Source organism: Kitasatospora sp. NPDC052868 (assembly GCF_044547105.1).
Taxonomy (GTDB): Bacteria; Actinomycetota; Actinomycetes; order Streptomycetales; family Streptomycetaceae; genus Kitasatospora.
Map to the genome: position 1 here is coordinate 40507 of NZ_JBITZW010000008.1, position 26536 is coordinate 67042.

The 26536-nt window shown below is 75.7% G+C and carries 7 protein-coding genes; all 7 read right to left on the reverse strand.

Translation table 11 applies throughout. The features are described from left to right. Nucleotides 1–30: 30 nt before the first annotated feature. The 7 genes from ACIGZJ_RS15545 to ACIGZJ_RS15575 all read right to left on the reverse strand — a co-directional run bounded on the left by ACIGZJ_RS15545 (nucleotide 31) and on the right by ACIGZJ_RS15575 (nucleotide 26533). Nucleotides 31–6612, reverse strand: coding sequence for an amino acid adenylation domain-containing protein (locus tag ACIGZJ_RS15545; RefSeq protein WP_396457698.1), 6582 nt, complete (start codon nucleotides 6610–6612; stop codon nucleotides 31–33). Then, entirely contained in the window at nucleotides 6609–19100 is a 12492-nt protein-coding gene (locus tag ACIGZJ_RS15550) for an amino acid adenylation domain-containing protein (protein WP_396457699.1), read from the reverse strand. Before ACIGZJ_RS15550 ends, ACIGZJ_RS15545 begins: the two co-directional genes overlap by 4 nt. A gap of 130 nt (nucleotides 19101–19230) precedes the next feature. Beyond that, nucleotides 19231–20220: an ABC transporter substrate-binding protein gene (locus tag ACIGZJ_RS15555; RefSeq protein WP_396457700.1), complete on the reverse strand. Its 990-nt coding sequence runs from the start codon at nucleotides 20218–20220 to the stop codon at nucleotides 19231–19233. A 115-nt stretch (nucleotides 20221–20335) separates the two neighbouring features. Continuing rightward, a complete protein-coding gene (locus ACIGZJ_RS15560) occupies nucleotides 20336–20596 on the reverse strand; it encodes a phosphopantetheine-binding protein (RefSeq protein ID WP_396457701.1) in 261 nt (86 codons plus the stop codon). Continuing rightward, nucleotides 20593–22026 (reverse strand): lysine N(6)-hydroxylase/L-ornithine N(5)-oxygenase family protein, encoded by a 1434-nt coding sequence (locus tag ACIGZJ_RS15565; protein ID WP_396457702.1) that lies wholly within the window; start codon nucleotides 22024–22026, stop codon nucleotides 20593–20595. Before ACIGZJ_RS15565 ends, ACIGZJ_RS15560 begins: the two co-directional genes overlap by 4 nt. 259 nt (nucleotides 22027–22285) lie before the next feature. Then, a complete protein-coding gene (gene argB / locus ACIGZJ_RS15570; protein WP_396457703.1) occupies nucleotides 22286–23227 on the reverse strand; it encodes an acetylglutamate kinase in 942 nt (313 codons plus the stop codon). Between the two features lie 312 nt (nucleotides 23228–23539). After that, nucleotides 23540–26533, reverse strand: coding sequence for a hypothetical protein (locus ACIGZJ_RS15575; protein WP_396457704.1), 2994 nt, complete (start codon nucleotides 26531–26533; stop codon nucleotides 23540–23542). Between the last annotated feature and the right edge of the window lie 3 nt (nucleotides 26534–26536).

Sequence of the window (26536 nt, forward strand, 5' to 3'; positions counted from 1 at the left end):
TTGGGGTCGTGGGGATGTGGTCGGGGGCGGTCAGCCGGAGCAGGCGGTGCCGTCGCCCGGCTCCGCCCCGAGGGCGGTGTGGACCAGGCGGTCCACCAGGAAGTCGGCGAGGGCCGCGACGGTCGGCCTGGCGAGCAGGTCGGCCAGGCAGATGTCGCCCTCGAACTCCGCGCGGAGCCGCTGGAGCAGCGACATCGCGAGCAGCGAGTGGCCGCCGAGGTCGAAGAAGTTCTCGTCGATGCCCAGCGAGGGCAGGCCCAGCACCCGGGCGAACGCCGTGTGTACCGCCTTCTCGCTCGGGTAGCGGGGCTCGCGCTGCGATCCCGACGCTGTGTAGTCCTCGGCGCCGGGCTCCGGGAGGGCCTTGCGGTCGAGCTTGCCGTTCACGGTCAGCGGCAGGGCGTCGAGGACGACGAACGCCGAGGGGACCATGTACTCGGGCAGCCGGGACGCCAGCATACGCCGGATCTCGGAGGCCTCGATAAGGGTACCCTCACCTGACACCAGGTAGGCGGCCAGGCGCTTGACGCCGGGGGTGTCCTCGCGGACGACGACGGCGGCCTGGGCGACGTCCTCGTGGGCGGCGATGGCGTCCTCGATCTCGCCGGGCTCGACCCGGTAACCGCGGATCTTCACCTGGTCGTCGGCCCGGCCGAGGAAGTCCAGCAGGCCTCCCCCAGCCTCCGGCCGGGGGGACCCCCAAGCCCGCCAGCGCACCACGTCGCCCGTCCGGTACATCCGCCCGCCGGGCTCGCCGAACGGGTCGGCGACGAACCGCTCCGCCGTCAGACCCGGACGGTTGAGGTACCCGCGCGCCAGACCGACACCGGAGACGTACAGCTCGCCCGGGACGCCGACCGGGACGGGCCGCAGGTGGCTGTCCAGGACGTGCGCCACGGTGTTCCAGATCGGCCGCCCGACCGTGGCGGTCGCCGAGTCCAGCGTCCCGCCGCCGAGCGTGTTGATCGTGTACTCGGTCGGCCCGTACAGGTTGTAGCCCATCACCCCCGGCGTGTCCCGCAGCTTCGACCACAGCGTCTCCGCCACCGCCTCACCGCCCAGCAGCACCAGCACCGGACGGTGCCGCCCCTCGTCCAACAGACCGCACTCCACCAGGGCCTGGGCGTAGGAGGGCGTCACGTTGACGACGTCCACGGCGTGCTCGTCGCAGTAGTCGGCCAGCCGCTGGGCGTCGCGGCGCAGCGCCTCGTCCAGGACGTGCACCTCATGGCCCTCGACCAGCCAGAGCAGCTCCTCCCACGACATGTCGAAGGAGAACGACACCGTGTGCGCGATCCGCAGCCGCCGGCCCCCGGCCGAGGCCACCACCGGGTCGAAGATCTCCTGCCGGTGGTTCAACTGCATGTTGGTCAGACCGCGGTACGGCGTCACCACACCCTTGGGACGCCCGGTGGAGCCCGAGGTGAAGATCACGTACGCGGCGGCCTCCGGGTCGTAGGGGGCCCGGTAGGGCTCGGCGGAGAGGCCGGCCAGCTCGGCGCGGACGTCCTCGGCGTCGAGCAGCACGGTCGCGGCGTGGGCCGGCATCAGCGCGGCCGCGGTGGAGTCGGTGACCAGGCAGACCGGGGCGGTGTCCTCGACCATGAACGCCAGGCGCTCCACCGGGTAGTCCAGCTCCAGCGGCAGGTACGCCGCACCCGCCCGCAGCACCGCGAACAGCGCCGCCACCATCTCCAGCGAACGCGGCAGCCCCAACGCCACCACCCGCTCCGGCCCCGCCCCACGCGCCGTGAACAACCGCGCCAGACGGTTCACCCGCGCATCCAGCTCCGCATACGTCCACGACGACGCACCGAACACCAGCGCCACCTCGTCCGGCACCGCCACCGCACGCTCCGCCAACAGATCCGCCACCGACGCCGCCGGCAGCTCCCGACCCGTCGCCGCCCACTCCCCCAACAACCCGCGCTCACCCGACGTCAACACGTCCAGGGCGCGCACCGGGCGGTCGGGGTGGTCGACGAGCTGTCCGAGCAGGGCGACCAGGCGCTCGGCGTGCGCCTCGACGACGGCGCGCTCGAAGACGTCCGGGCGGAACTTCCACTCGAAGGAGAGCGCCTCACCCAGGTTGGTGATAAAGATCAGCGGGAAGTGCGTGGCGTCGACGTCGACGACGTCCCGGACGCCCAGGCTCTCCCGGATGCGGTCGCGCACGCCCTGGTCGGCGGGCGTGTTGCGGAGCACCTGGAGGGTGTCGAACAGCCGACCGAAGCCGGTACCGCGCTGGATCTCGCCGAGGCCGACCTGGTGGTGCGCCAGCAGGGCGGTCTGCTCCTCCTGCAGCCGGGTGAGGAAGGCGGTGACGCTCTCGGCGCCGTCCAGCCTCGCCCGGACCGGCACGGTGTTGAGGAACATGCCGATGGTGGCGTCGATCCCGGCCAGCTCGGCCGGGCGGCCGGAGACGGTCGCGCCGAACACCACGTCCTCGCGGGCCGTCAGGCCGGACAGCAGCAGGCCCCAGGCGCCGGAGAGCACGGTGTTGAGGGTCAGGCCGCGCTCGCGGGCGAAGGCGGCGATCCGGGCGGTCAGGTCGGCGGAGATTCCCGCGGTGACCTCCTGCGGCAGCAGCGCGGCCCGCTCGCGGGCCTGCGGCGCCAGCAGGGTCGGCTCGGCCAGGCCGGCCAGCGCCTCGCGCCAGGCCGTGCGGCCCTGCTCGGCGTCCTGGGCCGCCAGCCAGCGCAGGAAGTCCCGGTAGGGCAGGCCGGGTTCGGGGGCCTCCTGGCCGGCGCAGCCGGTCAGCAGCTCCTGCAGGAACAGCCCGGCCGACCAGCCGTCCCACAGCAGGGCGTGGTTGGTGATCAGGATCCGCTGCCCGCCGTCCGGGGCGAGCACCGACACCAGGCGCAGCAGCGGCGGGGCGGCCAGGTCGAAGCGGGTGGCGGCCTCGCGCTCGGTCAGCCGGCGCAGCTCGGCCTCGAACCCGGCCGGGGTGAGCGCGGACAGGTCGGTCTCGGTGAGCGGCACGTCGACGGCGCGCGGCACGAACTGCAGCGGGCGCCCGGGGCCGTCCTGCAGGAACCCGGCCCGCAGGTTGGGGTGGCGCTCCAGCACGGCGGCGACCGCGGAGCGCAGCACCTCCAGCGGCACCCGGCGGGTCAGCGTGACGAGGTCGCGGGAGGTGTAGACGTCCAGTGCCTGGTCGTCGTAGCCGGCCTCGAAGAGCAGGCCCTCCTGGAGCGGGGAGACCGGCCAGAGCTCCTCGATCTCCAGCTTGGGCGCGGCGGCGCGGACGGCGGCCAGCTCGGCCTCGGTCGCGGCGGGCAGCTCGGGCAGCTCGGGGGCCTGGGCGGCGGCGCCGCGGGCGTCGGCCAGGGCGGCCAGCGCGGCCGGGGTGCGGCCCTCGAAGACGTCCCGCGGGCTGAGCGAGAGGCCCTCGGCGCGGGCCGCGCCGATCAGGCGGATGGAGGAGATGCTGTCGCCGCCGAGGCGGAAGAAGTCGTCCTCGGCGCCCGTCCCGGGCAGGCCCAGGACCTCGGCGTACAGCTCGCAGAGCAGCTGCTCGGTCTCGGTCTCGGCGGCCCGGCCGGCGCCGGGCCCGGTGTAGTCGAGGGCGTCGTCCGCGGGCAGCGCGGCACGGTCGAGCTTGCCGTTGACGGTCAGCGGCAGCGCGTCCAGCACGGCGAACGCCGAGGGGACCATGTACTCGGGCAGCCGGGCCGCGACGGCCTCGTGCAGGGCGGCGGTGTCCAGGGCGGCACCGGCGGCGGGGACGACGTAGGCGACCACCCGGTCGACCGCGCCGGAGCGCACCAGCACCGCGCTGTGCGCCACCCCGGGCTGCTCGGCGAGCACGGCCTCGATCTCGCCGAGCTCGATCCGGTAGCCGCGGATCTTGATCTGGTCGTCGACCCGGCCCAGGTAGTCGATGGTGCCGTCGGGGCGGCGGCGCACCAGGTCCCCGGTGCGGTACATCCGGGTGCCGGCCGCGCCGTGCGGGTCGGCGACGAAGCGCTCGGCGGTCAGGCCCGGGCGGTCCAGGTAGCCCCGGGCCAGCTGGACGCCGGCCAGGTACAGCTCGCCGGGCGAGCCGGCCGGGACGTGCCGCAGCAGCGCGTCGAGGACGTAGGCGCGGGCGCCGGCCAGCGGGCGCCCGACGCTCGGGGTCTCGCTGTCGGCGAGGTCGGCGAGCAGCGCGTCGACGGTGAACTCGGTCGGGCCGTAGTAGTTGAGGACGGTGACGCCGGGTTCGGCCCGCAGCCTGGTCCAGAGCGGTTCGGGGAGCGCCTCGCCGCCGAGCAGCAGGACGGGCGGGCGGTGCGCGCCGGCCAGCAGGCCGGAGTCCAGCAGCTGCCGGGCGTAGCTGGGGGTGACGTCCAGGGCGTGCACCCGCTGCTCGCGGGTGTAGGCGACGACGGCCTCGGCGTCGCGCCGGTCCTCCTCGCCGAGGATGTGCAGCTCGTGTCCGCCGATCAGCCAGATCAGCTGCTCCCACGAGGAGTCGAAGGAGAAGGAGGCGGTGTGCAGGGCCCGCAGCCGGCGCAGCCCGGCGGCCTCCAGGGCGGCGGCGAACGGGCCGGCGAGGTGGTCGTGGGCCAGGTTGGCGAGGCCCTCGTGCGGGATGACGACGCCCTTGGGGCGGCCGGTCGACCCGGAGGTGTGGATGATGTACGCGGCCTGTCCGGGGAGGACGGGGCCGCCGCGCTCGGTGTCGGTGAGCGGGCCGTCCGGGAGGGCCGCGAGGGCGGCCCGGGTGTCCTCGGTGTCGAGCAGCAGGACGGTGGTGCCGGGCTGCCGCGGGAGCCGCGCGGCGACCGCCGAGGTGGTCAGCAGCACGGCCGGGCGGGCGTCGTCGAGCAGCAGGGCGAGCCGCTCGTCGGGGTGGTCGAGGTCCAGCGGCAGGTAGGCGGCGCCGGCCCGCAGCACGGCGAGGACCGCGGTGACGGTGTCGGTGGAGCGGGGCAGCGCGATGGCCGCGGTGCCGTCCGCGCCGAGGCCGCGGCGGAGCAGCAGCCGGGCCAGCCGGTCGGCGGCGGTGTCGAGTTCGGCGAAGGTCTCGGCGGTGGGGGTGCCGGTCAGCGACGGGCCGACCAGCGCGCGGGCGGCGGGCGTGCGGCGGGCCTGGGCGGCGAACAGGTCGGCGACGGTGCCGGCCGGCACCTGGTGGGCCGGGCCGGCCACGGTGGCGGGCAGGGCCGCGCGCTCGGCCGGGTCGAGCAGGTCGAGCCGGGCCAGCGGGGTGTCCGGGCCGTCGGCGAACGCGGCCAGCAGGGCGAGGAAGCGGTCGGCGATCCGCTCGGCCTCGGCCGCGGTGAAGAGGTCCGGCCGGTACTCCAGCTCGACCCGCAGCTCGGCGCCGGGCAGCACGGTGAGGCCGAGCGGGAAGTGCGTGGCGTCGCGGGCGCCGAGCGCGGTGACGGTGAGGCCGGCGGTGTCGCCGAGGGCCTCGCGCAGGGCGTCGCCGCCGCCCTGGTAGTTCTCCACCACGAGCAGGGTGTCGAACAGGCTGCCGTCGACGGCGCTGCGGCGCTGGATCGCGCCGAGGCCGAGGTGCTGGTGGGCCATCAGCTCGGCCTGCTCGCGCTGCACCCGGGCGGCGGCACCGGCCAGGGTGGCGTCGGGGGCGAGCCGGACCCGGACCGGCACGGTGTTGATGAACAGGCCGACCATGGCCTCGGCGCCCGGCAGGTCGTCGGGGCGGCCGGAGACGGTGGTGCCGAACACCACGTCGGTGGTGCCGGTGAGGGAGCCGACCAGGACGCCCCACAGGGTGTGGGCGAGGTTGCCGAGGGTCAGGCCGCGGCCCCGGGCGGCGGCCGCGACCCGCTCGGACAGCACCGGGTCGGCGTACCGGGTGACCACGCCCGGCTCGACGGCGGCCGCGGTGCCCGCGCCGGGTGCCACCGGGTGGGCCTGCTCGAAGCCGGCCAGGGCGGTGCTCCAGGCGGCCTCGGCGGCGGCGGTGTCCCGGGTGGCCAGCAGCGCGAGGTGGTCCTTGTAGGGGCGGGCGGCGGCGAGCACCGAGGGGTCGCCGGCCGAGCCGTACAGGGCCAGCAGCTCGCGGAACACGATCGGCATCGACCAGCCGTCGAGCAGCAGGTGGTGGCAGGTCAGGACGAGCCGGGAGCGCTCGGCGTCCAGCCGCAGCAGGGCCAGCCGCAGCAGCGGCGGGGCGTCCAGGTCGAAGCGGCGGTGCCAGTCCTCGTCCATGGCCGCGCGGACGGCGGCGTCCTGGGCGTCCCCGTCGAGCGCGGTCAGGTCGACCTCGCGCAGCGGGGTGTCCACGGTGCGCTGGACGAACTGGACGACGGCCTCCGGGTCCTCGTACCAGAAGCCGGCCCGCAGGTTGGCGTGGCGGGTCAGCAGGGCGTCCAGGGCGGCGGCGAGGCGGGGCGTGGCGAGCGGGCCCGCCAGGTCCAGGTGGGACTGGACCACGTAGACGTCGCGGGCCCCGTCGTCGTAGAGGGCGTGGAAGAGCAGGCCCTCCTGGAGCGAGGACAGCGGGTAGACGTCCTCCAGGTCCGATGCGGCCGCGCCCTCGGCCTGGGGGTCGTCGATCGGTGCGGTGGAGTCGTTCATCACGGTCTTCTCGGTCCTGGGGGTGGTCGGGGCGTGGTGGTCGGTCGGGTCCGGACGGGCGGGCTCGGTGGTCATCGGCGCCGCCGTCCGCGCAGCCGGGACTCCAGCCGGTCGATCTGGGCCTGCTTGAGCGAGACGAGGCTGAGGTCGGAGGGGGTGACCCCGCCGGCCCCGCCGCCGGCGGTGTGCCGGGCCAGTGCGTCCAGGGCGGTGAACCAGGCGTCGGCGAGCTCCGCGACCTCGGTCTCCGTGAGCAGGGCCTGCGGCCAGCTCCACTCGACGGCCAGCTCGGGCTTTCCGTCGGCGCCGGCGCGGATCACCGCGTCGATCTCCAGCGGGTAGCCGGCGGCCATCCGCGGGTCGGGGCCGGCGCCGGCCGCGACGGCGTCCCGCTCCGGCTGCGGGGCGAGCGGCCAGCCGCCCGGCGCCCCGGTGGCGCCGTCGGCGCGTCCCCGGTAGTTGAACAGCACCTGCGAGCGCGGCGCGGCGGCCAGCAGCGACGCGGTCTGCGGGTTGAGGTGGCGCAGCAGGCCGAAGCCGAGCCCCTTGTCGGGGGCGGCCCGCAGCTGCTCCTTGACCTGCTTGAGCACCTGGCCGGCGGCCGGGCCGCCGGTGAGCGCGGCGGCCGGGTCGATCCCGGCGAGGTCCAGCCGGACGGGGTGGACGGTGGTGAACCAGCCGACGGTGCCGGCCAGGTCGGGGGCGAGCCCGTCGTGGCCGCCGCGGCCGTGCCCCTCCAGGTCGACCTGGAGGGCCGGGGCGGCGCCCGGGCGGGCGGTGGCCACGCCGAGCACCAGGGCGGCGAGCAGCACGTCGTCGACGCCGGCGCCGAAGGCCCTGGGCACCTCGGTGAGCAGCGGTGCGGTGCGGTCGGCCGGCAGCGTGCGGCGCAGGGTGCGCACGGTGGCGACGGTGTCGCGGTCGGGGTCGGCGCTCAGCGCGGCGAGCGGTCCGGCGGGCCCGGCGAGCGCGGTGCGCCAGTGGGCGGCCTCGGCGACCCGGCTGCGTTCCTGGGCGTGCGCCAGCAGGTGCTCGGACCAGGCGCGCAGCCCGTACGCCTCGGGTTCGAGGGCGGGCCTGCGGCCTGCGGCGAGGGCCTGGTAGGCGGCGGCGAGCCCGGGCAGCAGGGTGCGCCAGGAGACGCCGTCCACCGCCAGGTGGTGGACGGTCAGCAGCAGGCGGCCGTCCCGGGTGTCGCCCGCGTCGAACCAGACGGCGCGCAGCACCCGGCCGGCGGCGGGGTCGAGCGCGGCGGCGCTCGCGTCGGCCTCCCGGGTCAGCAGCGCGGTGAGGTCGCCCTCGCGGGCGTCGACGCGGCGCAGGGTGTCCGGCTCGGTGGTGGCGGGTGCCTGGGCGGTCGGCAGGATCTCCTGGGTCCACAGGCCGTCGGTCCGGTCGAGGCGCAGCCGCAGCGCCGGGTGGTGGGCGGCCAGCGCGGCCAGGGCGGCGCGCAGCGGCTCCTCCCGCAGGTCGGCGGGGACGCCGACCAGCACCGACTGGTTGAAGCGGTCGACGGGGCCGCCGCGCTCGCGCAGCCAGTGCACCACCGGCAGGGCGGGCAGTTCGCCGTCGGCGGGTGCCTGCGGCGCGGCCGCGGCCGGAGCGTGGTCGGCCGGGCGGGCCGTCGGCAGGCCCTTGGACTCGGCCAGGGCGGCCGGGGTGGGGTACTGGAAGACGTCCTTGGCGGCGAGCTGGTAGCCGGCCTTGCGGGCCCGGCTGATCAGCTGGATCGAGACGATGCTGTCCCCGCCGAGGGCGAAGAAGTTCTCGTCCTCGCCGACCTCGGCCAGGCCGAGCACCTCGGCGAAGACCCGGGCGAGGGCGGCGGCCGGGGACGGTCCGGCGGCCGCGGGGGCGGCCTGCCCGGTGCGGCGGCCGGGGGCGGGCAGCGCCTTGCGGTCGAGCTTGCCGTTGACGCTCAGCGGCAGCGCGTCCAGGACGGTGACGACCGCGGGGACCATGTGCTCGGGGAGCACGGCGGCGACGGCCGCGCGGACGGCCTCGCCGCCCACGCCCGCCCCGGCCTGCGGGACGACGTAGCCGAGCAGTTGGCGCGCACCGCCCTCGGTGACGGCGCGGGCGGTGACGGCGGCCTGGCCGACGCCGGGGACGGCGGCGAGGGCGGACTCGACCTCGCCGAGCTCGATCCGGAAGCCGCGGACCTTGACCTGGTCGTCGGTGCGGCCGAGGTACTCGACCTCGCCGTCGATCCGGCGGCGCACCAGGTCACCCGTGCGGTACATCCTCCCTCCTTGCCCGCCATCGGGCAGGAGGGGCCCAGCCGGCGCGAACGGGTCGGCGACGAAGCGCTCCGCGGTCAGGCCGGGGCGGCCGAGGTAGCCGCGGGCCAGCTGGACCCCGGCGAGGTACAGCTCGCCGGGGACGCCCACCGGGACGGGCCGCAGCCGGGCGTCCAGCACGTGCAGGCGGGTGTTCCAGACCGGACGGCCGATCGGGACGACGCCGGAGCCGGCCCAGGCCCGGTGGTAGGTGACGTCGACGGCGGCCTCGGTGGGGCCGTACAGGTTGTGCAGCCCGATCTGCGGCCACAGGGCGAGGAAGCGGTCGACCGCGGCGGCGGGCAGCGCCTCGCCGGAGCAGAAGACCCGGGACACGCCCGCGAAGCCCTGCCGGACGCTCCCGTCCTGCTCGGCGGCGCCGGTGAAGGCGGTGAGCATGGACGGCACGAAGTGGCAGGCGGTGACGGACTCGCGGGCGGCGAGGGCGGCCAGGTACTCCGGCTCGCGGTGGCCGCCGGGGCGGGCCAGCACCACCCGGGCGCCGCTGACCAGCGGCAGGAAGAACTCCCAGACCGACACGTCGAAGCTGGCCGGGGTCTTCTGCAGGACGCGGTCCTCGGCGGTGATGCCGTAGACCTCGCGCATCCAGTCGAGCCGGTTGACGATCGCCCGGTGGGTGACCACGACGCCCTTGGGCCGGCCGGTGGAGCCGGAGGTGAAGATGACGTACGCGGCGTGGTCGGCGTCCAGGACGGCGGGCGGCACGGGCGCCGCCGCCCGGGCGTCGACGGTGAGCACCGGCACGCCCGGCACGGCGGGCAGGCCGGCCTCCAGGCCGGGGACGGTGAGCACGCACACCGGGGCGGCGTCCTCGACCATGCCGGTGAGGCGCTCGACGGGGTACTCGGTGTCCAGCGGCAGGTAGGCCGCGCCGGCCTTGAGGACGCCGAGCAGGGCGACCATCAGCTCGGCGGAGCGGGGGACGGCGACGGCGACGATCCGGTCGGGGCCGGCGCCGGCGGCGCGCAGCGCCCCGGCGAGCCGGGCGGCCCGCTCGTCCAGCTCGCGGTAGGTCAGTTCGGCGCCCTCGAAGACGACCGCGACGGCGTCGGGGGTGGCGGCGGTGCGCTCGGCGATCCGGCTGACCAGGGTGCCCTCGCGGACCGCGATGGCGGTGGCGTTCCACTCCCCCGCGAGGCCGCGGCGCTCCTGGGCGGCGGTCGGCTCGATCCGGCTCACCGGCCGCTCGGGGGCGGCGAAGGCCTGCTCCAGCACCCGCATCAGCCGGGCGCCGAACAGCCGCGCGGTGGCGCGGTCGAACAGGTCCTCGGCGTGGATGACGGTCAGGTCGGTGCGGCTGCCGTCGGCGGCCTCCACGAAGGTGAAGGCGAGGTCGAAGCGGGCCGCGTGGACGGGGTCGGGCAGCAGCGCGGTGGCGGCGCCGAGCAGGTGGTCCAGGCCGTCGGCCTCCCGGCGGTGCTGGACCATCACCTGGAACAGCGGGTGGCGGCCGAGCGAGCGCTCGGGGTTGACGATCTCCACCAGCCGGTCGAACGGCAGGTCCTGGTGAGCGAGCGCGCCGAGCACGCTCTCCCGGGAGCGGGCGACCAGCTCGTCGAAGTCCGGGTCGCCGGCCAGGTCGTGGCGCAGCACCAGGGTGTTGACGAAGAAGCCGACGACGGACTCCAGCACCTCGTCGGTGCGGCCCGCGACGGGCGTGCCGAGCACGACGTCGGTGGTGCCGGCCAGCTTGCCGAGCAGCAGCGCGGCGGCGGCCTGGGTGACCATGAACGGGGTCGCGCCGGTGCGCTGCGCGTAGCCGCGCAGGGCGGTGTGCAGCTCGTCGGGCAGCCGCAGCCGGACGGCGCCGCCGCGGCCGCTCGCCTCGGCCGGGCGGGCCCGGTCGGTGGGCAGCGCCAGCTCGGCGGGCAGGCCCGCCAGCCGCTCGGTCCAGTAGCGGCTCTGGTCGGCGGCCGGTCCCTGCTCGGCGGCCAGCAGCTCGCCCTGCCACAGCGCGTGGTCGGCGTACTGCAGCGGCAGCGGCGCGAACCGCGGGGCCGCACCGGCCCGGCGGGCGGCGTAGGCGAGGTCGAGGTCGCGCAGCAGCACGCCCTCGGACCACTCGTCACCGGCGATGTGGTGCAGGGCGATGCTGAGCACGTGCCGGGTGGGCCCGGCGGTCAGCAGGGTCGCCCGGACGGGGATCTCGGTGGCCAGGTCGAAGGCGTACGCGCCGGCCGCGGCGACCTCGGTGTCCAGGCGGTGCCCGGAGGCCTCGGCCCTGCTGAACGGCACCCCGGCGCTCTGCGGTTCGAGGATCCGCTGGTAGGGCCGGCCCTCGTGGTCGGGGAAGACCGTGCGCAGCGCCTCGTGGCGGGCCAGCACGTCGGCGAAGGCGGCGCGCAGCGCGTCCGCGTCCAGCTCGCCGTCGATCCGCAGCGCGCACGGGATGGTGTACGCGGTGCTCGGGCCCTGGAGGCGGTAGAGGAACCAGAGCCGGGCCTGGGCGGCGGACAGCGGGATCCGCTCGGGGCGCGGGCGGGCGGCGGGGGCGGTGCGCCCGGTCGCCGCGCCGTCCAGGCGGGCGGCGAAGGCGGCGGGGGTACGGCTCTCGAACAGGTCGCGGACGGCGACCTCGCCGCCGAGGGCGGCGCGCAGCCGGCCGATCACCCGGGTGGCGAGCAGCGAGTGCCCGCCGAGCTGGAAGAAGTCGTCGTCGATGCCGACCGCGGGCAGGCCGAGCACGTCGGCGTAGACGCCGCAGATCACGGCCTCGCCCTCGGTGCGCGGGGCCCGTCCGGCCGGGGCGGCGAAGGCCTCGGCGCCGGGCTCCGGCAGGGCCTGCCGGTCGAGCTTGCCGTTGACGTTCAGCGGCAGCGCGGGCAGCGGCACGATCGCGGCCGGGACCATGTACTCGGGCAGCGCCTCGGCGAGCGCGGTGCGCAGCGCGGCGGGGTCGGCGGCGGCGCCGGGCGCCGCGACGACGTAGCCGACCAGCCGCTTGGCGCCGGCGGCGGCCGGGCGGGCAAGCACGGCGGCCTGGGCGATGCCGGGCAGGGCGGCGAGGGCGGCCTCGACCTCGCCGGGCTCGACCCGGAAGCCGCGGATCTTCACCTGGTCGTCGTCGCGGCCGAGGTAGTCGAGGCTGCCGTCGGGGCGGTGGCGTACCAGGTCGCCGGTGCGGTACATCCGCGCGCCGGGGGCGCCGAACGGGTCGGCGGTGAAGCGGCTCGCGGTGAGCGCGGGGCGGTTGCCGTAGCCGCGGGCCAGGCCGGGGCCGGCGATGTACAGCTCGCCGGGCACGCCCGCCGGGACGGGCCGCAGCCGGGCGTCCAGCACGTAGACCCGGGTGTTGCCGATCGGGCGGCCGACGAACGGGGTGGGGCTGTCGTCGAGCGCGGCGCCGAGGGTGTCGACGGTGTACTCGGTGGGGCCGTAGAAGTTGTGGCCGAGCACGCCCTCGGTCTCCCGGATGCGGGTCCACAGGGCGTCGCCGACGGCCTCTCCGCCGACCAGGAAGAGCAGCGGGCGGTGCCGGTCGGAGTCCAGCAGGCCCCACTCGACGAGCTGCTGGCCGAAGGACGGGGTGACGTCCAGGGTGTCGACCCGGTCGGCGAGCAGCCGCTGGACCAGGGCCTGCGGGTCGCGGCGCAGGTCCTCGCCGTAGACGTGCAGCTCGTGGCCCTGGATCAGCCAGAGCAGCTGCTCCCAGGACGAGTCGAAGGAGAACGAGGCGGTGTGCGCGGCGCGCAGCCGGCGCCCGCCGGCCAGGGCGGCGGCCCGGGCGAAGACGGTGTTGCCGTGGTGCTCCAGCATGTTGGCCAGGCCGCGGTGCGGCACCTGCACGCCCTTGGGGCGACCGGTGGAGCCGGAGGTGTGGATGACGTACGCCAGGTCGTCGGCGTGCGGGCGGACGGGGTCGGCGCTCAGCGTGCCGAGTTCGGCGAGGGTGACGACGCCCTTGCCGTGGGCGGCCAGCACCGGGTGGCGGCCGGCGACCTCGGCGGTGCTGAGGGTGAGCAGCGGGTCGGCGTCCGCCAGCATCAGCGCGATCCGCTCGTCCGGGTGGTCGAGGTCGATCGGCAGGTAGGCGGCGCCGGAGGCGAGGACGCCGAGCAGGGCGGCGACCAGGTCGGCCGAGCGCGGCAGGGCCAGTGCGACGACCCGGCCCGGTCCGGCACCGAGCGCGGCGAGGTGGCGGGCCGTGCGGTCGACCCGGGCCGCGAGCTCGGCGTAGTCGAGCCGCTCGGCGCCGAAGACGACGGCGGTCTCCTCGGGCATGGCGGCCGCGCGGGCGGCGAAGGCGTCGACGACGGTGCCCTCGGGGACGGGGCGCGCGGTGGCGTTCCAGTCCTCCAGGACGGTGCGGCGCTCGGCCGGGGAGAGGACCTCCAGCGCGCCGACGGCGGTGTCGGGCGCGGTGGCGATGGCGGTGAGCAGCCGCAGCAGGCGCTCGCCGACGGCGCCGGCCTGCTCGGCGGTGAACACGTCGGGGCGGTACTCGACGGTCAGCTGCGGGGCCTCGCCGGGCAGGGTGAGGACGGTGAGCGGGTAGTGGGTGGCGCCGCGGTTGCCGATGCCGGCGACCCGCAGGCCGCGGGCGGTGAGGTGGTCGGGGTCGACCGGGTAGTTCTCGAAGACCAGCAGGGTGTCGAACAGGGTGCCGTGGCCGGCCGCCGCCTGGATGTCGGCGAGGCCGAGGTACTGGTGGTCGAGCAGGGCGGACTGCTGGGCCTGGAGGCGGACCAGCATCCGGGCGACCGGCTCGTCCTCGTCCGGTTCGAAGCGCACCGGGACGGTGTTGCTGAACAGGCCGACCATCGACTCCACGCCGGGCAGGTCGCCGGGGCGGCCGGAGACGGTGGCGCCGAAGACCACGTCGGTGCGGCCGGTGAGCCGGCCCAGGAGGACCGCCCAGGCGCCCTGGACGAGGGTGTTGAGGGTCAGGCCGTGCTCGCGGGCGGTCGCGGTGAGGGCCGCGGACAGCTCGGCGGGGATCGGCAGTTCGATCTCCCGTCCGGCGGCGGCCGGGCCGGCGGCGGGGGTGCCGAGGCCGTCGGCGAGCAGGGTCGGCGCGGCGAGGCCCGCCAGGGCCTGCCGCCAGGCGGCGGTGTCGGCGCCGGTGTCGCGGGCGGCCAGCCAGCCGAGGTGGTCGGCGTAGGGGGCGGTGGCGGGCAGCGCGGCGGGGTCGCCCCCGGCGCCGTACGCGGTGATCAGCTCGCGCAGCAGGACGGGCGTGGACCAGCCGTCCATGACGATGTGGTGGCGGGTCAGGACCAGCCGGTGGTGGTCGGGGCCGAGGGCGACCAGGGCGCAGCGCACCAGCGGCGGGCGGGCCAGGTCGAAGCGGCGGGAGGCCTCGGCGTCCTCGATCCGGGCGGTCTCGGCCTGCTGCCGGTCGGCGGGCAGCGCGGTGAGGTCGTGCTCGGTCCACGGCACCCGGACGTGGCCGGCGACCAGCTGGAGCGGCTCCGGCAGGCCGTCACCGAGGAAGCCCGAGCGCAGCGCGGTGTGCCGGTTGACGACCGCGTCGACGGCGCGGACGAGCGCGGCGCGGTCGAGCGGGCCGCGCAGGTCGAGCGAGGTGAGCGAGGTGTAGAGCTCGTCGGCGCCCTGGTCGTCCTGGAGCAGGGTGTGGAAGAGCAGGCCCTCCTGGAGCGGGGAGAGCGGCAGGACGTCCTCGGTGTCCGGGTGCTCCTCGGCCAGGCGGTCCAGGACGGCCTGGGTGACCGGGGCGAGCGGCACGTCGGAGGGGGTCAGGCCGCCCGCGTCGGGCCGGTCGGCGTAGCGGGTGAGTGCGTCGAGGTGGGCGAACCAGCCGTCGGCGATCTCCCGGACGGCGTCCTCGCCGAACACGCCCTGCGGCCAGGACAGCTGGACGGTCAGCTCGGGGCCGGCCGGGCCGTCGTGGACGAACGCGCCGATCTCCAGCGCGTGGACGCAGGGCAGGCCGGGGTCGGTGGAGGCGGTGACGGCGTCCCCGGCCTCCGGGGCGACGGTCCACTCCTCGCCGGTGGCGCCGAAGCGGCCCAGGTAGTTGAAGAGCAGCTGGGGCTCGGCCAGGTCGGCGAGGGCGGCGGCGGAGGTCTCGTCGAGCCGGCGCAGCAGGCCGTAGCCGGCGCCCGCGTTGGGCAGCGCGCGCAGCTGCTCCTTGACCAGTGCGAGGGCGCGGCCGGCCGCGGGCCCGCCGGCCAGCGCGGCCTCGGGGTCGACGCCGGTGAGGTCGAGTCGGGCGGGGAACTCGCTGGTGAGCCAGCCGACCGTGCGGGAGGTGTCGGCGCCGGGGACGAGCTGGTCCTCGCGGCCGTGGCCCTCCAGGCGCAGCAGCAGGTCGGGGCGGGCGTCGGCGCCGAGGCGGGCGCGGCGGCGGGCGAGCAGGGCGAGGGCCAGGCCGGTGAGCAGGACGTGGTCGACGCCGGCCCGGTGGGTGGCGGGGACGGCGCCGAGCAGCGGCGCGGTGCGCTCGGCGGGCAGGGTCAGCCGCAGGCGGCGGGTGTCGGCGGCGGTGTCCCGGCCGGCGTCCAGGGCCCGCTCGCCGAGCAGCGGCCCGTCGCCGTCGGCCAGGACGGCCTGCCACAGGGGCAGTTCGGCGCGGATCCGGTCCTCGGCGGCGGCCTCGGCGAGGCCGCGGGCCCAGGCGCGCAGCGGGGTGGTGACGGGCTCCAGGGCGCGGCCCTCGTAGGCGGCGCGCAGGTCGGGCAGCAGGATGCGCCAGGAGACGCCGTCGACGGCGAGGTGGTGGACGGCGAGGACGAGCAGGCCGGGGGTGTGGTCGCCGGCGTCGAGGTGGACGGCCTGGAGGACGACGCCCAGTTCGGGGTCGAGGCGGTCGGCGGCGGCCTCGCGCTCCAGGGCGGCGGCGGTGGCCAGCTCCTCGGCGGTGACGGTGATGTGGCGCAGCCGGTCGGCGGCGGGGGCGCTGCCCGCGGGCCGGACCTCCTGGGTCCAGCGGCCGTCCTCGGCGACGTTCAGGCTCAGCCGCAGCGCGTCGTGGTGGTCGGTCAGGGTGTCCAGGGCGGCGGCCAGGCGCTGCCGGTCGAGGCCGGCCGGGACGGTGACGACGGTGTGCTGGCCGAACCGGGCGACCGGGCCGCGGCGCTCGCGCAGCCACTCGCTGATCGGGGTGGTGGGCAGCGGGCCGGTGGCGTCGACGGCGCGCGGGGCCGGGGCGCCGGCCGTGCGGGTGTCCTCGGCGACGGCGGCGATGCGGGCGACGGTGCGGCGCTCGAAGACCACCCGCGGGGTGATCCGGAAGCCCGCCCGGCGGGCCCGGCTGCCGAGCTGGATGGCGGAGATGCTGTCCCCGCCGAGGGAGAAGAAGTTGTCGTCGACGCCGACCTGGTCGCCGGGCAGGGCGAGGACCTCGGCGACCAGCGCGGCGAGGATGCGCTCGGCGTCGGTGCGCGGGGCGCCGCCGCCTGCGCCGCGGCCGGCGGCGGGCGCGGGCAGGGCCTTGCGGTCGAGCTTGCCGTTGAGGCTCAGCGGCAGGGCGTCCAGGCCGATCAGGACGGCCGGGACCATGTGCTCGGGCAGGGTGCGGGCGAGCTCGGAGCGCAGCTCCTCGGGGTCGGCGGGGGCGGGCACCAGGTAGCCGACCAGCTGGCGGGCGCCGCCGGGGGTCAGCTCACGGGCGGTCACGGCGGCCTGGACGACGCCGGGCAGGGCCTCCAGGGCGGCCTCGATCTCGCCGAGCTCAATCCGGAAGCCGCGGACCTTGACCTGGTCGTCGGTGCGGCCGAGGTACTCCACGGTGCCGTCGGGCGCCCAGCGGACGAGGTCGCCGGTGCGGTACATCCGCTCGCCCGGGCCGCCGTGCGGGTCGGCGACGAAGCGCTCCGCGGTCAGGCCGGGGCGGCCGAGGTAGCCGCGGGCCAGCTGGACCCCGGCGAGGTACAGCTCGCCGGGCACGCCGACCGGGGCGGGGCGCAGGGCGGCGTCCAGCACGTACAGCCGGGTGTTCCAGACCGGGCGGCCGATCGGGACGACGCCGGCGGCGGGCGCGGTGTGGTGGTGGGTGACGTCGACGGCGGCCTCGGTGGGGCCGTACAGGTTGTGCAGCGGCACCCCGGGGAGGGTGGCGTACCAGCGGTCGACGACGTCGCCGGGCAGGGCCTCGCCGGAGCAGAAGGCGCGGCGCAGGCCGGCGCAGCGCTCGGCGACCGACGGCTCCTCCAGGAAGGCGCGCAGCATGGAGGGGACGAAGTGCAGGGTGGTGACGCTCTGTTCGGCGATCAGCGCGGCGAGGTAGGCCGGCTCCTTGTGGCCCTCGGGGCGGGCGAGGACGACGGTGGCGCCCTCGCAGAGCGCCCAGAAGAACTCCCAGACGGACACGTCGAAGCTGGCCGGGGTCTTCTGCAGGACGCGGTCGTCGGCGCCGAGCCGGTAGGTGTGCTGCATCCAGGCGAGCCGGTTGACGATGGCCCGGTGGGTGACCACGACGCCCTTGGGGCGGCCGGTGGAGCCGGAGGTGTAGATCAGGTAGGCGGCGTGGTCGGGGTCGGGCGCGGCCAGCGCGGGGCCGTCCTGGGCGGGCGCCGCGGCGGCCGCGTCGTCGATCACCAGGGCGGTGGCGCGGGCGGCCTCGGGCAGCCGCTCCAGCAGCGCGCGGACGGTGACCACGCGGACCGGGGCCGCGTCCTCGACCATGTGGGCGAGCCGCTCGGCCGGGTAGTCGGCGTCCAGCGGCAGGTAGGCGGCGCCGGACTTCAGGACGCCGAGCAGGGCGACCATGAGCTCGGCGGAGCGGGGCACGGCGACGGCGACGACCCGGTCGGGGCCGGCGCCGGCGGCGCGCAGCGCCAGGGCGAGTTCGCCGGCGCGGGCGTCGAGCTCGGCGTAGGTCAGCTCGACGCCCTCGGCGACGACCGCGGTGGCGTCGGGGGTGGCGGCGGCGCGCTCGGCGATCCGGCTGACCAGGGTGCCCTCGCGGACCTCGCGGGCGGTGTCGTTCCAGCCGTGCAGGATGTCCTCGCGCTCGGTGTCGGCGAGCAGCGGCAGGCCGGCCAGCGGCTGTCCGGGCGCGGCGGCGAGGCGGGTCAGCAGGCCGGCGAACCGGTCGGCGTGGCGGGCGAGTTCACCGGCGCCGTAGAGCGCGGGGTTGGCGTCGAACTCCAGCACCAGGCGGTCGTCGGGGGTCTTGAGGACGGACAGCGAGAAGTCCTCGACTGGTCCGGAGGCCAGGTTGACGGTGGTACCGGGGCTCCCCGCGAAGTCGAGGTCGAGGTCGAAGGGCTTGATGTTCAGCATCGGCCCGTGGAAGCGGTCGTCGCTGCCGACCAGGCCGAGGTCGCGGCGGATCTCCTCGCCGCGGTGCAGCTGGTGGCGGCGCACCGCCTTGAGCTCCTGCGCGGAGCGGCGCATCAGGTCGGTGAAGGTGTCCTCGCCGCCGACGGGCAGCCGCACGGGGAGGATGTTGACGGCCATGCCGGGGACGCGCAGGGTGCCGGGGGCGGTGCGGGCCATGAAGTGCATGCCGAGGACGGCGTCCGCGGTGCCGGTCATCCGGTGCAGGTAGGCGGCGAGGGCGGCGTTCGCGGCCTCGGCCCAGGTGGCCTTGGCGGCGCGGGCCGCGGCGAGCACCGCGGCGCTCGGCCCGGCCGGGAGCTCGACGCGGTGGCGCAGGCCGGCCGGGGAGGCCGCGGCGGCCTGCTCGGTGAGGCTGACGACGGTCGGGCGGTCGGCGAAGCGCTCGCGCCAGTAGGCGCGGTCGGTCTCGGCGCGTTCGGAGGCGAGGTAGTCGCGCTCGGCCTCGGCGAGCAGGGCGGCGGGGCGGAACGGGCTCTCGGGGACGTCGGCCCCGGTGGCGAGCGCGGTGTAGACCTCGGCGACCCGGCGGCTGAACAGGGCGACGCTGTAGCCGTCGACGACCAGGTGGTGGAACCACTGGAACCACAGGTGGTCGGCGGGGCCGACGCGCACCAGCAGCGAGCCGGTGAGCGGGCCCGCGCCGGGGCCCTCCAGCACGGTCGGGACGGCCAGCTGCTCGTGGACCAGGGCGGCGGCCGCGGCGACCGGGTCGGTGGCGCCGCTGGTGTCGAGCCGGTGCAGCCGCCAGGCCTCGGCGTCGAACGCGCCGGGCAGCAGGACGGTGCGGTCCTCCTGGCCGGTGAGCCGGATGTGCAGGCCGTCGGCCTCGGTGAGGGTGCGGCGCAGCGCGGCCTCCAGCAGGCCCTCGTCGAGGTCGCCGGCGATGCGCACGTACTGGCCGACGTTGTAGGCCGGGTTGTCGGGGTCGATCCGTTGCGCGGCGAGGATGCCCGCCTGCGCTGCCGTCGGCTCCTGCGGAGCGTCCTGCTCGGCGTGCTGCGTCGTCGTGCCAGCCATGGGTCGGCCCTTCCCGGGTTCACGGCCCCGCCGACCGTGCCAGCCCGGGGCGCTCGTGCGCTTGGTGCGATGTGGTGGTGTCCGTCCGGGCGGCCGCGGGGGGGTGGGCGGCCGCCCGGACGGGAGGGGCCTAGAGGCCCTTGAGGATGGTCTCGATCTGGTCGAGGACGTTCAGCGAGGTGCCGTAGCGGTCGCTGGTGGCGTAGGTGACCGGGATGACCTTGCCGGCCTGGACGGCCTTGAGGTTCTTCCACGACGGCTGCTTGTCGAGGTCCTTGGTGTCCTGCGGGACCTCGCCGGTGGCGGCCGTCCTGGGCACCAGGACGATGTCGGCGTCGGCGAGGACGTCGAGCTTCTCGGTGGAGTAGGTGACCTCGTGCTCGGCCGGGTCGGTGGAGGCCTGGGAGAACTTGGCGCCCGCGTCGTTGAGGACCCGGCCGACCCAGGAGCTGCTGGTGTCGACCAGGAACTCGCCGCCGCCGTAGGAGGAGGCGATGGTCCACTTCACGGAGTTGAGCTTGGCCGCGTAGTCCGTCTTGATCTTCGCGGCCTTGGTGTCGTAGTCGGACTTCAGCTTCTTGAACTCCGCCTCCCTGCCGACGGCGGTGGCGATCTTCTCCTGCGCGTTGAGCAGGTCGACCGGCTTGTCCACGCCGAAGTACAGGGTGGGGGCGATGCCCTCGAGCTTCTTGACGCCCCAGTCGAAGGCGGTGGCGCCCTCGACCACGATCAGGTCGGGCTTGAGCGAGGCGACCTTCTCGATGTTGATCTCGATGCCGGAGCCGATCGGCTCGATCTTCTTCGCGGCCTCGGTCTGCGAGGGCAGCAGCTCCATCGGGTTGTTGTCGTCGATGGTGCTGGTGCCGACCGGCTGCACGCCGAGGTCCAGCAGCGCGCCGGTGGCGTAGGAGACGCTGACGATGCGCTTGACGCCGGCCGGGACGGTGATCTTGCCGTTGGTGGCCTCGACCACGACCGGGCCCGACGCGCCGGCCGAGCCGGCCGGCGCCGCGGCGTCCTTGCTGTCCCCGTTGGAGCCGCAGGCCGCGAGGGTGAGCGCGGCGGTGACGGCGGCGGCGCCGACTCTGACGCTGCGGGAGGTCAGGGCACGGGTGTTCATGGTTCTCCTTGAAGGTGATACGCGGTGCGCGGCGGGTTCGCGGCAGGTCGGGCGAACCGCCGGAGTCAGGGGGCCCGGTGCGGGCGGTTCAAGCGGTTCGGGTGCTGGAGGGCTCTCAGGTCCGGCTCAGGTACGCCGACCAGGAGCGGACGGTGGGTCCGGTGCCGAGGTCGGCCAGGTCGGCGAACTCGGCCCGGGCGCCCCGCCCCCGCCAGATCTCGACCAGGTGCATCAGCCGCATCGAGTCGAGGCCCAGGTCGCGCAGGTCCTCGTCGTCGGCGATGTCCTCCGGGCGCTCGCCGAGGATGTCGGCGATGTCCGCCCGGACGGTGTCCGGGTCGAAGCCCTGCGGGCCTGGTGCGGTGGTGTCGCTCATGCGGGGGTCCGTTCGGTTGCGGGGGTGGGCGGTCCGGCGGGATCGGGGGCCCGGGGGCCCTGATCCGTGCTCAGCCGGCGACGCCGAGGGCGGTCGTGCTGGGCGCGCAGCTGGCGCCCGGTCTGCCGCAGCAGCAGCGAGTCGCAGATCTCGCCGGAACGGACGGCGAGCGTCGAGAGCAGCGAGGAGGTGATCCCGTGGGTGTGCTCGGTGCCGCCCTGGAGGTAGATCCCCACGTCGACGTGGTCCTCCGTCAGCACCCGGTGGTCGCGGTCGACGCGCAGCCGGCCGGACTCGTCGGTGAGGCACGCGGGGGCGAGGTCGCCGAGCAGCTCGCGCGGGTCGACGTGGGTGTAGCCGGTGGCGAGCACGACGGCGTCGCAGGCCAGCACCTGCTCCTCGCCGGTGGTCAGCGAGCGGACCCGTGCGCTGACGCCGTCCGCCTCGTGGCCGACACCGGTCAGGCGGTTGGCGTTGAGGATCCGCAGTCGCTCGGTGCCGGCCACCTTCTCCTGGTAGACCGTCCGGTACAGCTGCTCGATCAGGTCGCCGTCGACCACCGAGTAGTTGGTGTTCGCGTGGTAGCCGAGCAGCGCCCGCTTGGCCTCCTCGGACGCCCCGTAGAACTCGTCCACCGCGGAGGGGTCGAAGATCCGGTTGGCGAACGGGCTGTCGTCCGCCGGGCTGTAGCCGTAGCGGGTGAGGACGGCGCAGATCTCGGCGTCGGGGAAGGTCCGGTGCAGGTACTCGACCGTCTCGGCGGCCGACTGCCCGGCGCCGACGACGGCGATCCGGCGGTGGCGCAGCTCCTGGCGGGCCAGCGCGGGCGCCTTCACCAGCAGGTCCCGGGTGTGCCAGACGCGCTCGCCCACGGTGACGCCCTCGGGCACCCGCGGGGTCAGCCCGGTGCCCACCGCGATGTTCCGGGCCCGGCGGACTTCGCGGTCGCCGCCGGTGACGGCCTCGGAGACGACCTCGACGCCGTCGATCCGGCCGTCCGACTCCACCGGGCGGATCGCGGTGACCTGGCGGCCGTAGCCGGTCTGGTCGGCGAACTCCGCGGCGCACCACTCGAAGTAGTCGTGGAACTCCAGGCGGGTCGGGTAGAAGGACTTCAGGTTGATGAAGTCGACCAGCCGGCCGCGCTCCTGGAGGTACGTCAGGAAGGTGAAGCGGCTGCGCGGGTCGCGCAGGGTCACCAGGTCCTTGAGGAAGGACACCTGCATCGTGGCGCCGTCGAGCAGCATGCCCCGGTGCCATCCGAAACGTTCCTGCTTCTCCAGGAAGCGGACCCGCATCGACTGCTCGGGGTTGCGCCGGTTGTGGTCGTCGATCGCGATGGCCAGGGCCAGGTTGGCGGGGCCGAAGCCTATGCCGACCAGGTCGTCGGCGCCGCCGCCTCCGTAGATTGCGCCGTTCTCGCGCGACATGACTCGTCCTTCCGTCTACCTGCTGCTCGTTCGCGGACCCGGAGACGGGCTCCGGGACTTCAAACCCCCGGCGAGACCACCGAAGACCCTTTGGTTAGGCTTGCCTAAGTTCTCTTATCGGAGCAGCAGAGTCAAGTTCGCCGCCGCCGGCCGCTCTCCGCCACACCCTCCGGGACCAGCCCGAACGGGCCTCCTGACGCACGGTCGGCCCCGCCTGGACCCGTCCCGGCGCCGTCCCGACACGCGCCGGGAGGCCGGCTCACCGCAGGGCGAGCTCGCCCGGCACCGGGCTCCGCGCCCCGGCCTCCCGGTCCGGCGCCCGCCCGACCACCGAGGGCACCACCTGGGTGCCCGGGGCCGAGGCGCCGAAGGCCCGCAGCACCGCGTACGGCACCCGGCCGTCCAGCACCCGCACCCCGCCCACTCCCGAGCGCAGCGCCGCCAGGCAGGCCTCCATCTTCGGCACCATCCCCCCGGCCAGACCGGGCATCAGGGCGGCCAGCTCCTCGGAGCCGAGCCGGGGGATCACCTCACCGTCCGTGGGCCACTCCCGGTAGAGGCCGGGGACGTCGGTGAGCATCAGGAACACGTCCGCGCGCAGCGCACCCGCCACCGCGGCCGCCGCCGTGTCGGCGTTGACGTTGTAGACGCTCCCGTCCCCGCCCGGCGCCACCGAGGACACCACCGGGATCCGGCCGTCCGCGAGCAGGGACTCCAGCAGCGCGGGCCGCACGGACACCACGTCCCCGACGAGCCCGATGTCGACCCGCTCCCCGCCGACCTCCGCGAACCGCTTGGCCGCGGTCATCGTGTGCGCGTCCTCGCCCGTCATCCCGACCGCGAACGGCCCGTGGGCGTTCAGCAACCCGACCAGTTCGCGCTGGACCTGACCGGCCAGCACCATCCGCACCACGTCCATGGCCTCGGGCGTGGTCACCCGCAGGCCCCCGGCGAACGAGGAGGCCAGGCCCAGGCGGTTCAGCTGCGCACCGATCTGCGGGCCGCCGCCGTGGACGACCACCGGGCGCAGCCCCGCGTACCGCAGGAAGACGATGTCCCGGGCGAAGGCGGCCTTCAACCGCTCGTCCACCATCGCGTTGCCGCCGAACTTCACGACGACCGTGGACCCCCGGAAGCGCCGCAGGTCCGCCAGACACGTCTGAAGGTCGGGGGGATGCCGCTCGGCCCCGGACCGACCCAAGCCGGAAGGGTTCACGCTCTCTCCGCCCACCAGTCCCCCGCGCCAGCGATCTGGCCCCTTACGGCGCTGGCTGCGCCGCAGCCCGATTCCCCTGTTCGGCGACCGCAGTGGAAGCGGTCCGGCCTCCCCTCGGGCAATTAGGCAAGGTTTACCTTACATCCCTACTTCGACCCCGTCACGACCGCTGCCCCGACGAACCGGCCCGGCCGCGCGGGGGACGACGGAGGCCCCCGCCCGACCGGTCACCCGGTCGGACGGAGGCCTCCACCGGGCTCGGCCCGGGTTCGGTGCGGGGTTCGGTGCGGCCGGGCGTCAGCCCCAGTTGCCCACCAGCGGGCGGTCGCCGGTGTTGCCGAAGGTCGCGCGGTAGACGGTCAGGCCGCCGCCGGCGTCCGACCCGAAGAAGGTCCGGTCATCCGGCCGGTAGACGCCGACGGTGTCGATGCCGGTGCCGTCCCAGTCGCCCTTGATCGGGGTGTCCCCCGGGTTGCCGTACTTGACGGCCCGGACGTTCTCGGTCCGGTTGGAGTCGTTGAGGTAGAAGTACTGCGTCGTCGGGTCGTAGACGGCCACGGTCGTCGTGCCGTTGCCGTCCCAGTCGCCGACCAGCGGGGTCCAGCCGGGATTGCCCAGCTTGATCCAGTCCGTGACGGAGGCGTTGTCGTCGCTGAGGTAGAAGGTCTGGTCGCTCTTCCGGTAGACCCCGATCGTGGTCCGCCCGTCCCCGTTCCAGTCGCCGGCCAGCGGGACGTCGCCGACGTCGCCGAACGTCACCGGGGCGGCCGGGGTGCCGTCGGCGTTCGCCAGCACGAACTCCCGGGTGTCCGGCCGGTAGACGCCGACCGTGTCGACGCCCGGTCCGTTCCAGTGGCCGGTGAGCGGGATGTCTCCGGCGCGGCCGAAGACGGCCCGGGCGATCGTGGCCCCGTTGTGCGAGCCCTCGGCGAAGAGCTGCTCGGACGGGCGGTAGACGCCGACCGAGGAGGGGCGCCGGGTGGGCGTGGCGTTGACGACCTCCCTGCCGGTCGCCTGCTGGTGGGCGACGGTCAGCGGCACCCGGGCCGGTATCGCCGCACCCGTCCAGCGGAAGGGGTGCAGGTAGACGAGGCGCGGGTCCTGCGCGGCGGCGGCCCGGTACTCGGCGTTGAGCTTCACCAGCGGCCCGTCGGTGACGGCCTCGCAGTTGTCCGAGCCCCCCGGCCCGACGAGCGTCTCCGGGTAGAGCATCAGGTGCTGGTCGGGCGAGGCGAGCTTGGTCTTCAGCAGGGCCAGCAGGTCCTGGACGTTGCCCCGGCCCAGGCAGTACTGGTTGGCGCTGATGATGTCGACGCCCCGGGGGGCGGGGTTGGTGCCCGTGCCTGCGGCCCGCAGGCTCCCCGCGTCGTAGTCGAAGATGAGCAGCTTGCCGGGGAAGGCCGCCCGGATCTGGTCGGCCTGGGTCTGGACCTGCTGGGGGGTCATCTGGCGCCAGTAGGCCTCGTCGGTCAGGTAGACCGCGCCGATCTTGTCCAGGTTGGACCCGATCCTGTCGACCAGCCCGGCGAGGTTGGCCGCGGCGTCCGGCTTCGGCTCGACCCGCTGCCAGTCGACCTTCGAGACGACCTCGTGGTTGACGTCGATGACGCAGGAGGCGGGCAGGCAGCGGTCCAGGAAGTCCAGCCGGGGGTCGTCGCCGCGCAGGTAGCCGTTGAAGTTGGTCCAGGAGGCCACCTCGGCGGTGTGGTCGGCGCCGTTGTCCTCATCCGGGTCCCGGATGTCGTAGTACCCGTAGTAGCCGAGCCCGCCGAGCATCGACACCCGCAGGTCGTCCACGGTCGTGACCTGGCCGGCCGCCGACTGGTGCGAGCCCAGCACGACGTACCCGTCGCGCGGCAGCTCGGCCGCGGTCGGACCGGAGAACACCGTCGTCCCGTTGACCGTCACGGTCGCCCGCTCGGCCGACCCGCTCGCCACCGCGACGGACACCGCGTAGGAGGGGGCCGCCGGGACACCCGGCAGCGCGGTCGCGGCGCCGCCCTGGTAGAGCGCCAGCCCGCCGTCGGCCCGCACCCGCAGGCCGAGCGCAACGTCGGGCGCGTCCACCGCGCCCGTCCCGTTGGAGGCGCGGCTGACGGCCAGCGAGGCCCAGTCGGCGCTGGTGGTGCTCCCGACCACCGGCGTCAGCACCGCGTGCACGGTGTAGCGGCCGTCGAGGTCCGCGGTGGCCGGCTTGGTGAGGCGCACCGCGGCGGTGCCCCGGGGGAAGGAGAGCACGTTCGGGTGCGCGGGGGTGTTCACCTGCACCGCGCCCGGCGCGGGGTCGGCGACCAGGCCGTCGATGCCCGACTCCGCGGAGTAGTTCGCCGAGACCAGGCTCGGCTGACGTGCGCTGAGGCCCTGGTTCAGCCCGAAGTCCGCGGCCGTGGCGGACGCGCCGTCGAAGGTGTCGACCAGCGGCTTGGCGCTCGCGCCGACGGCGGTGTCGACCCGGCTGACCGACAGGCCGTTCCCGGCGCCGTCGCCGAAGGTGGTCACCTTGGCGGTGCCGGCGTCGAGGTAGGCGCCGAGGTACAGGAACGCGCTGCTCGGCCAGCGGGTGACCCCGGCCGGGGCGGTGGCGTTCAGGGTGGTGCCGTTCACGGTCAGCGCCACCGAGCGGTCCGCGCCGGTGGAGACGGTGAGGGAGACCGCGTAGTCGGCGGCCGGGGCGACGGTGCCGCTCCAGAACGGGGTCTCCCCGCCTCCCCCGTGAAAGAGGCTCAGCCTGCCGCCCGAGGTGACGGTCAGTCCGAGGTCCACGTCGGCGCCGGTCACGTAGCCGGTGCCGCGGTGGCCGCGGCTGAGCACGATCGAGGCCCAGTCCTGGCTGGTGGTGTCGCCCACCGAGGGGTCGACCACCGTGGAGACGGTGTAGTGGCCGGAGTCGTCCGCGACGGCGGGCGCGCCGAGCATGACGGCCGACAGCCCCTTCGCGAACACCATCCGGTCGGGGTGGTTCGGGTGGCTGACCTGGACGCACCACGGGTCCGCCGGAGCGGCGTCGTACCAGTTGCCGGAGACCCGGGTGTAGGAGATCGGCCGCTGTCCGGCCGGCGGCGACTGCCGGGCCTGCAGGCCGACGTTGAGCCCGTAGAACGGGTCGGTGTCGAGCGAGGGGTCCTGGTGGAAGGTGTCGGTGAAGGCGCGGGCGGCGGTCAGGTCCGCCGGTACCGGTCCGTCGGCGGCGGCGGCGGCCGAGGCGGTGCCCGGTCCCGCGGGTATCAGGGCCAGGGTCAGTGCCGAGGCCGCGGCGGCGAGCACGCGGCGGGCACGTTGGGCGAGGATCACCGA

Bases quoted from the DNA above. Each gene is read 5' to 3' on its own strand.
- ACIGZJ_RS15555 (WP_396457700.1), bottom strand. From the start codon at position 20,220: ATGAACACCCGTGCCCTGACCTCCCGCAGCGTCAGAGTCGGCGCCGCC.
- ACIGZJ_RS15565 (WP_396457702.1), bottom strand. From the start codon at position 22,026: ATGTCGCGCGAGAACGGCGCAATCTACGGAGGCGGCGGCGCCGACGAC.
- ACIGZJ_RS15550 (WP_396457699.1), bottom strand. From the start codon at position 19,100: ATGGCTGGCACGACGACGCAGCACGCCGAGCAGGACGCTCCGCAGGAG.
- ACIGZJ_RS15560 (WP_396457701.1), bottom strand. From the start codon at position 20,596: ATGAGCGACACCACCGCACCAGGCCCGCAGGGCTTCGACCCGGACACC.
- ACIGZJ_RS15545 (WP_396457698.1), bottom strand. From the start codon at position 6,612: ATGACCACCGAGCCCGCCCGTCCGGACCCGACCGACCACCACGCCCCG.